The sequence below is a fragment of the Nonomuraea sp. NPDC004186 genome (genome assembly GCF_053603495.1).
Genome location: NZ_JBSGFQ010000258.1, coordinates 1 through 4,029, shown reverse-complemented (window position 1 = coordinate 4,029; position 4,029 = coordinate 1). Strand labels below are relative to the sequence as shown.

The following is a 4,029-nucleotide window of genomic DNA, read 5'->3' as shown; positions in this document are numbered from 1 at the left end:
GACAGCCGGGCCAGCGCGCTGACCACAGCACGCAATTCAACCCTCAGCTGGACCGCTCAGCCGACCACACCTTGATCGCGAAAGATCGAGGTTAGCTGCGTTAGCAAGATCAGTTGCAGGCAAGTAGAGAAGTCTGGTGGGTCACCTCGAAGATCCGCGTGATCACCGGCATCAGTCCCGATCAGCTGCGAAACTGGTCCGATTATGACGCTGAGCAGGGGCATCGAGTGCAGCCGCCTCGCGCCAATTCCCACTGTTTTCGGTGCTCTCACGGAACAGCGACAGAACAAGCTGGCTTTGAGCATGATCCTCGTCTGCCAGCAGAGTGGCGAGCGATTGGAGTGGCTGACTTAGGCGAGATCTGCTAGCGGTACGCTGCCCCTGATCATATCCATTCATCAGAACTAATCGGACGGCTTTGTTTGATTAGTCGGCGTCCGAATCAGTTTCAATAAAGTGATAGTCGGGTAGATCGATGGCTAGTCCTGTAATAGGTGCAGCCCAATAATGGATCAAGCCATCCAGTACCCTGTAACGCTCACGAGGTGTCATGTCACGTACGATAGCAACGGCGGCGGCATACCCTCCGGATCGCAAAGCCTTGACCAGTCTAGGAATCGCATTGCCTGAAACCGAAGAAACCATGAGCCATGTCTTGAAATCTGCAGTCGAATCTTTCGCGCCGGGAAGGCCGCCTCCGAACTGTCCGGCGGCGTATTCGCATGCCGCTAGCAAGTGCACTATGTGGATGGGGCCGTCAGCCTCATCCTCTGTCACCGCGCGTACGCAAGGCCTATATTCCAGGCCTTCCATACCGAGAACGGCTCCTAGAAGACGTGCCAGCGGTGCAGGGTCAACCTCTCGTTCCTCCCGTCCGGCGGGTCGGCCGCCGTACTCACCATAGCTAACCCAGTGAAGATCACCGAATTGTCCGGGAAGTCCTGGCGTTCGCCTGGAGTGCATGGAAACATCTTGCATCTCTTGCTACCGTGAGGCAAGGGCCTCAAGGATCCCGATGACTGGAACGCGGGTGGTCCGAATGAGCGTACTTGGCGGATCTGTCAATTACCTATACTGGTCGGATCGTCGAATTAAGAAGATCCTCGACGACAATGGCATACGCCTCAGGGAGAGATCGTCCAAGTTTGCAACGCCAACCTTTGGCGGCATGGCACCCCAAATCGAGATCAGTTCTGCTGCACCACCCTTGTCGATCCCTAAGATGGCGAGGACGCTTGAATCGGCGCTTGGTGAACTCCTAGTGGGTGACTTGAGAATTAACCAGCCGGTCCTATACATTAAGGGTAAAGGCAGTGTTGTATTTAGCGAATTTGTGGAGCCTGACGGATCCAGCCAAAATATGGCTGTCGTGTATACAGAAGCCGCATCCTTCAACGAAGGAATGGCGGCTATTTGTCTCTTCGGAAGTCTGTCGAATTTCGCTGATCGGATACGTTCTGCAGAACCTACTTCTCGATGGGGTTGGACATGTTCAGCCGCCCCCGAGGTGAATCTCTTTCTGAAGAGTCGATGCGCCGAACCGGAGGACAAAACCTTTGGCCCGAGCCGTGAGGAGCTAGCCGAAACCGCGTATCAGATCGCAACAACCCAGGGAATGAAGGGAGCCGAGGCCGACACATTTCAAGCCTGGCGTAGAGCTTTTACTTACGGCGACGTCCAGGATAGCGCGGAATGGGCAGCGGAGGTATATTATGACGTTGACTTGTCCAATCCTACGTGAACAAGCGAAGTAAGCATAGCCGGGTCATAATAGGAGCGCCATTATGGGTCCGCACGTCGCGCGCGAGTGACATCCGACTCTATCAGGACTTCTCTCGCGAAGAGCTAGATTCTAGGGATATACAGCGCACACAACGCTTGCAACATCCAAGCCTATGGCGAAGACTCCTGCGCTCTATAGCTTCTAAAGAGCGGGGCTAGAATACAGTTTAAGTGGGCGAATAAAGCTCTGAGCTTGCCTGGACCTAACGTGCAAAAGGTGCCCAGGCGCACCTCAACCACCTATCAGCCCCTCTTCCCGAACCTGATCAAGCGATACAGCCAGACGAGCGTGCGACAGCCCGCTACCGCACGCTCGCCTCACCACCTCCACCATATTCACCCTAGAACTCTGCTCCTGGCTGGCGTCCCGGTCCACGTCGTCGCGGCCCGCCTCGTCCACGCTGACCCATCGATCACGCGTCGGGTGTACGCCCACGTGATCCGCCTCACTGAAGCCTCGGCTGTCGACACCTTCGCTTCGGCGATCCGCGAGTAGGGGAGGAGTCGTGTTTGCTCCACGTAATCCCTGGTGGCGGGGCCTTTCTGGTGAGCGCGGCCGATAGGAGTCAAACCCGTAACCTTCTGATCCGTAGGGAAGGGCGCATCCCAATTCGGCGGACTCACGCCCTGGTGAAGCGGAAAATGCTGGGCGGTGGAGCGTGATCGTTGTAAGACGGTGTTGCTGTACGGGACTGCCGTACAACGCTCTCCCGTGAGCTGATACGCGCGTCTCTGTCAGCTCTCGCCACAAAGGATCTTGATCATCTGGAGCGCGGCCGGAACAGCGTGATCCACTTTGTGCTCGTGATCGGACCGTGCCCCCCGACGACCCAGACCGTACGGAGACCGGCCAGCCGTCGCTCACAGATGTGGGCGGCGGGTGGTCTCCAATCCCATTTAGAAGTAACCGATCAATAAATAATCATCTATACTGGTATAGCCATCTGTAAGATGCCTTTGACTCGCCACGATATAGACCGCCTGCAGATTCGTAGCGGTCTATACTCGCCGATGTAGCGACGAGGCGACCTGCGAGTACTGAACATTAGCCCCTGCAAGTCGTAGGGGTAATAGGTGATGAGGGCTAAGGTTGGCACACGCGAAAAAACACCATTTCGTTCCCCAGTTTCTTCTGAGGCGCTTTGCTGGTTCGGGCGAGAAACTCACTGTGCATCATTTGACTAGGGGTGTGAGCTTCACCAGCACCGTCCGAAATATCGGTCATCGAAACTTGGGTCACACAATGACGATGCCGGGCAGCGAACCAGATCACACAACACTTGAAACCGAGATGAGCAGAATAGAAGCAGAGGCCGCAGCGGCCATCTCGGAACTCGATGCATCGGACCATAAAATAGTTCCTGAGGAGCTCCGCTCAGCAATCGCGTGGTTTCTCGCACTTCAATGGCAGCGGAGCAGATTTCTACTTCATGTCACAGGAAAGGAATTGAGCACTCTAGGTCATGACGATGATGCAAAACTTCACCAAACCGTGATGTTGAGACACATAAGATACTGGGTTATCTTTCCCTGGTCCCTTCAGCGTGATCCCAATGCATACTACAAAGACACTTGGAATAATCTCGTCGCAGTTTTAACTGGCTCCGATATGCATTGGTCATGCTATCGCCCCAAGAAGTCATCATTAGTCGTCTCCGACGCCAGCATATGTTTCTCGGGAGTAAGGCATGGCTTCGTTCCAGACATTCCATCGAAATTCCTGGACCATGGAATAGGGGCAGGGTTTCACGGCTTCCGACGCATGACGGTCCCGCTCGGGTCACGCTTGGGACTAATCATATCTAGCGATAGGAATGATGCAAGGAGAATCCGCGCTAGGGAATTCAATAGGTTCACCGTGTTCAATAGTCGCGAGTTTGTAGCTCATGCTCCTGACTGGGCGGCAGAAAATCAAGAACTCGCCATGGAACTACAGGATCATCTTTGGGTCCAACGGACCATCAGTCCTGTATTCCTTTCCGGCTACTCAGGGCAGACCTAAGCCAGGTCGGCAGCAACTCCAAGCTAAGACCAACTCGGACCCGTTGCTGTACCAACAGATCCCCGGAGGGGCGACTGACCTGCGGATACATCTTGGGAGATCCAATTCCAGAACGCTTCATTACGAGTGAAGCGGGGAGCCCTGGTCCAGGGCCGGTGCTGCTGCTCAACCGTGTAACGCTGTAGGGGACGATTAGGCTGCGTAAGGCGGCGTTGCTGCACTTCCTGCTGTACAGCAGGAAGTGC

General features: G+C 55.1%; 3 protein-coding genes. 2 read left to right on the top strand and 1 reads right to left on the bottom strand.

Translation table 11 applies throughout. The features are described from left to right. Nucleotides 1-426: 426 nt before the first annotated feature. Nucleotides 427-777 (bottom strand): hypothetical protein, encoded by a 351-nt coding sequence (locus ACWEPL_RS65040; RefSeq protein WP_452443033.1) that lies wholly within the window; start codon nt 775-777, stop codon nt 427-429. Between the two features lie 262 nt (nt 778-1,039). On the opposite strand from ACWEPL_RS65040, the gene ACWEPL_RS65035 reads away from it, so the two are divergent. After that, nucleotides 1,040-1,741 carry a hypothetical protein gene (locus ACWEPL_RS65035; RefSeq protein WP_452443031.1) on the top strand — a complete coding sequence of 234 codons (702 nt, stop codon included), beginning with the start codon at nt 1,040-1,042 and terminating at the stop codon, nt 1,739-1,741. Nucleotides 1,742-2,872: 1,131 nt separating this feature from the next. Continuing rightward, on the top strand, nt 2,873-3,784 hold the full coding sequence (locus ACWEPL_RS65030) for a DUF4238 domain-containing protein (RefSeq protein WP_452443029.1): 912 nt from the start codon (nt 2,873-2,875) through the stop codon (nt 3,782-3,784). Nucleotides 3,785-4,029: the final 245 nt, after the last annotated feature.

What these genes read in the sequence shown, in the direction of transcription:
- ACWEPL_RS65035 (WP_452443031.1), top strand. Translation starts at nt 1,040, where the DNA reads ATGAGCGTACTTGGCGGATCTGTCAATTACCTATACTGGTCGGATCGT.